The organism is Kaarinaea lacus (genome assembly GCF_975902315.1).
The window spans coordinates 1-4,338 of record NZ_CDLKIE010000197.1 but is presented as its reverse complement, the minus strand read 5'-3'; the positions used below and the strand labels follow the sequence as shown (position 1 = coordinate 4,338).

Annotated in this window: 6 protein-coding genes; 5 read left to right on the top strand and 1 reads right to left on the bottom strand. The window is 46.3% G+C overall.

The window, feature by feature from the left end:
* Positions 1 to 772: cytochrome c3 family protein (locus tag ACWVCM_RS05875; protein ID WP_455200789.1), on the top strand; the 772-nt coding region annotated here is incomplete at its 5' end.
* Positions 773 to 812: 40 nt separating this feature from the next.
* Here the strand turns inward: ACWVCM_RS05875 and ACWVCM_RS05870 are convergent.
* Positions 813 to 1,103 (bottom strand): PilZ domain-containing protein, encoded by a 291-nt coding sequence (locus ACWVCM_RS05870; protein WP_455200788.1) that lies wholly within the window; start codon positions 1,101 to 1,103, stop codon positions 813 to 815.
* Between the two features lie 532 nt (positions 1,104 to 1,635).
* Between ACWVCM_RS05870 and pcnB the strand changes: the two genes are divergently transcribed.
* The 4 genes from pcnB to ACWVCM_RS05850 all read left to right on the top strand — a co-directional run.
* A complete protein-coding gene (gene pcnB, locus ACWVCM_RS05865) occupies positions 1,636 to 2,961 on the top strand; it encodes a polynucleotide adenylyltransferase PcnB (protein ID WP_455200787.1) in 1,326 nt (441 codons plus the stop codon).
* Positions 2,962 to 2,978: 17 nt separating this feature from the next.
* Positions 2,979 to 3,503, top strand: coding sequence for a 2-amino-4-hydroxy-6-hydroxymethyldihydropteridine diphosphokinase (folK, locus tag ACWVCM_RS05860; RefSeq protein WP_455200786.1), 525 nt, complete (start codon positions 2,979 to 2,981; stop codon positions 3,501 to 3,503).
* Positions 3,504 to 3,516: 13 nt separating this feature from the next.
* Complete coding sequence (locus ACWVCM_RS05855) at positions 3,517 to 4,185, top strand: deoxynucleoside kinase (RefSeq protein WP_455200785.1); 669 nt, start codon at positions 3,517 to 3,519, stop codon at positions 4,183 to 4,185.
* A gap of 34 nt (positions 4,186 to 4,219) precedes the next feature.
* Positions 4,220 to 4,338 (top strand): 3-methyl-2-oxobutanoate hydroxymethyltransferase (locus ACWVCM_RS05850; RefSeq protein WP_455200790.1); only part of this gene is annotated, 119 nt, incomplete at its 3' end.

Sequence of the window (4,338 nt, the reverse complement as noted above, 5' to 3'; positions counted from 1 at the left end):
GTTTTGTCATACCCCACATGGTGGTGACAATACAGCGGCGGTTCCTATCTGGAACAGGCGTTTAAATGATCCGGCATCTTACACTCGCTATTCATCGCTAGGGACAACCACGTTTGACGCGACTGAAGCGCCGGTCGGCTCCGTGACTATCGCATGCTTATCCTGTCACGACGGTACACAAGCCATTGATTCGGTCATTAATGCACCGGGTTCAGGTGGCTATAATCCTGATGGGCAGCGAATTGGTCCTAATTTAGTTGGCGATGACATTCGAATACAGGGATCTATGGTTGAAGACATTGTACAGAATCTCACTACCGATTTATCAAACGACCATCCTGTAAGTATGCAATATGCCGGTGGGGGCGTAAGTGTTCAGAATCCATCAGGCCCTTCTGAAGATCCCGATTTCGTTGCTGGCGCTAATCCAAATTTACATCCACAGGCCTTTACATTGAACACAATGGCGGCGCCGCCGAATGCGTCGATTACGACCTTGTGGTGGATTGAACGTAATGACTCATCACTTAATATCGGTGGACGAGATCGTACAGATGTAATTTTGTATACAAGACTGGAATCCGAGACAGGCGTTCCGGGTGGCGAACAACCATTTGTGGAATGCGGTTCCTGCCATGATCCTCATAACGTGGATAATCCAACATTCTTGCGAGTCTCAAACGGTATTCCAGCGTCATTGCAAACGGATTTTCCCAACGCCGTGAGTCCAAATCAGGGTAGTGCGTTGTGTTTAACCTGTCATATTAAGTGACATTAAAGCGTTGGTTCAAGTTGGCGGATATTCGTGATTCTTAAACCAGATCCTTAATCTGCCCAGCGATAGCATAACTACCGTTCGAGTTGCTCCTGGTGCGTACTACTTTTATCGTAGCATCCAGTGGTGCCACTAATACCTGCTCAGGCTGGATAGAGATTTCCATTAATGTACCTGGCTCAACGTTGTGTTCACTAGTGAATAATACTCCGCCAGCACTCAGATTGATGCATTCACCATAAAAGGTATCTTTGGACCCAACCACTCGGTATTCGATTTTTGAATCAGTTTTAATACGAATAAATCCGCGCTTTTCAGAATAATCCATAGTGTCTCTAACCCGATATTGCTTCTCTTTTGTTTTGAATATTGTACTTTGGGTAGAAAATAAGCACAGGCTATGCCAACCGATTATTAGCGGAAAGGTTTTTATCCACTACCTACAACCTTGTAGCGGAAGGGTTGGAGTTTTTATATTTTTACTTACGTAGTACATGAGTTGTTAATTCGTTAAGCGTCAAGGCCTATAACGATATAGTGAAACGACATATATCAATCAATCTCATTTGTTTTTAGCGTATTATCGACATAGAATGCGCAAGTTGTTTAGGCATTAACCTATACAATGAACCATAGTTTAGGGAATTTTAGAAGTCGGTTAGTCGGATAAATGACTACCAGGATATGAAATAATTGGTTGTTGGTAGCCAGGGGCAGGGCGCGAGTTTTTGGTAGATATCAATACTGTTGCTGGCACAAATCAACTGAAAATCAGGGATATGATTTCGGGGAGCTGACGACTTGTCGTGAGTGACAATGATGTCGCCTCTCAGTTAATCAGTATTTGAAGTAAAGATTCATTGGAAACTAAAATCCAAAATAAATTACACACACCCATTGTTTTGCAGCGTGATGCACACAATGTCTCGCGTAGCAATATCTGCGAACCCGCATTAAAAGTTCTCTACCGTTTGAAAAAAGCAGGCTACGATGCCTATCTCGTGGGCGGTGGTGTGCGCGATCTATTACTGGAACGGCATCCAAAAGATTTTGACATTGCAACAGACGCGTTGCCGGAAGATGCGGGACAACTGTTTCGCAACAGTCGGTTAATCGGGCGGCGTTTTCGTTTGGTCCATGTGCATTTTGGAAAAGACATTATTGAAGTTGCCACGTTTCGCGGACATGAAAACGACAGCGAGGATGATGCGCCCAGGGACCGTCATACGCGTGACGGCATGCTTATCCGGGACAACGTGTTCGGCACCATAGAGGAAGACGCGTGGCGTCGCGATTTTACGATCAATGCTCTGTATTACAATATTCAGGATTTCACCATCATTGATTATACCGGCGGCCTGGAGGATTTGAACAACCGGCTAATCCGTATTATTGGAGATCCAAAGCAACGCTATCGCGAAGATCCTGTTCGCATGTTGAGAGCGGCACGTTTTGCGGGGAAGTTGGGATTTAATATTGAGGCGGAAACAGAGGCACCTATTTATGAGCTCGCCGATCGTTTAACACAGGTGCCGCCGGCGCGCTTGTTTGAGGAAGTGTTGAAACTCTTTCTCAGCGGTCATGCCGTCGCTACCTATGATTTATTACGCAAATACACCCTGTTTGATAAATTGTTTCCCTTCACGGCCGCTTTGCTGAATCCGGAGCACCCGGCCAGCGATGATGTTGATGCGCTTATACGACTGGGATTAACAAACACTGATGCACGGATTGCACAAGGTAAACCTGTAACTCCCGCGTTTCTGTTTGCCATCATGTTATGGCGCCCCATGCAAAACCTGGCGGAACAATATATTGTGGATGGTGCTCGACCTCTACAGGCGCATCAGCAGGCAGGAGCAGAGATTATCGCGCAACAAGTTGGCTTTGTATCGTTACCGAAGCGCTTTGGTATTCAGACGCGCGAGATTTGGTCATTACAACCACGCCTGCATAACCGCAGCGGCAAACGCGCGTATCGCTTGCTGTCGCTTCCCAGATTTCGTGCAGGCTATGATTTTCTCCTGTTACGCGGGGAGTCGGTGGAACCGGACTTGTTACCTCTGTGCAATTGGTGGACGGAATTTCAGGAGGTTAGTGATAGCTCACGAGCCACCATGTTGAAGAAAGTACAGGGTCCCCGCCGTCGTGGTCGCCGACCACGCAAGAAGCGTAGCTCTTCATAACCACGAACTCGATCGTAATGGAGACGGTTTATCTTGGTTTGGGGAGTAATTTGAGTGATCCTGTGCAGCAGGTGATTCGAGGTTGTGCTGAAATCGCGGCGCTGAATCAGGTTCAGCTCATTAAAACGTCCAGTCTTTATCAAAGCCCACCCATGGGCCCTGCCGATCAACCGGACTATATCAATGCGGTCGCTGAAATCGCTACCTCTTTGGTTCCTGATGAATTATTGGTTGAACTGCAAGCAATTGAAAACAAACACGGCCGCGTTCGTACCGGGCAACGATGGTCGGCGAGAACGCTGGACCTGGATATTCTGTTATTTGGTGAGAAAATAATCAATTCCGAAGACCTGGTAATTCCCCATTTGGGGCTGTATGAAAGGGCGTTCGTCCTGTATCCTCTATTAGAAATAGCACCAGAGCTGGTTGTACCTGGACACGGCGCTGTTAGCAAATTGGTACAAAACTGTGAGCGGGGCGGTTTGAAAATGTTAGGCAGTATCTCGTCTTTTAATAACAACGATAACGAAACAAAAACATAGGCTTTAAGAATATATGAGCAGCGCAGAACAGCCGCGCTATATCGTGGTAGAAGGGCCAATCGGAGTGGGTAAAACCAGTTTATGCCGACGCCTCGCTGACCATTTAGGTGCGGAAACATTGCTGGAAGAAGCGGAAGAGAATCCCTTTCTGGAACGCTTTTACCAGAATCCCCGCCACGCTGCTTTACCTACCCAATTATTTTTTCTGTTTCAACGGGTACGCCAGCTACAGGATTTACGCCAATCAGACATGTTTGCAGCCCCGACACGGATTGCTGACTTTTTAATGGAGAAGGATCGTTTATTCGCACAAGTAACATTGGACGATGATGAGTTTCGTTTATACGAGCAAGTATACTCATCGGTAACTCTGGATGTGCCGCAACCGGATTTAGTGATATACCTGCAAGCCCCGGTTTCTACGTTAATAGAGCGGGTACACAAGCGGGGAAGAAAAGTAGAACGATTTATAGAATCTTCATATCTTGAAAAATTAGCGGATGCCTATACCCGTTATTTTTATTACTACAATGATGCGCCGTTATTAATAGTGAATGCGGCAGATATAGACCTGGTTAATAATCAGCAGGATTTTGAACTTCTATTGCAGCGCATTACTCAAATTAAAAGTGGCAGGCACTATTTTAATCCGGTCCCTTTTCCTGACAGGCGTAGCGGGTAAGCGTAGCCAGTTAGTTACAAGGTCTGTTTTTACCATGCCAAAAGTTACCGTAGCAACGCTAAAAAAAATGAAACAAGCGGGCGAAAAGTTCGCCTGCCTGACAGCGTATGACGCCATGTTCGCACAGGTGCTTGAAACTGCCGGTGTGGAGGT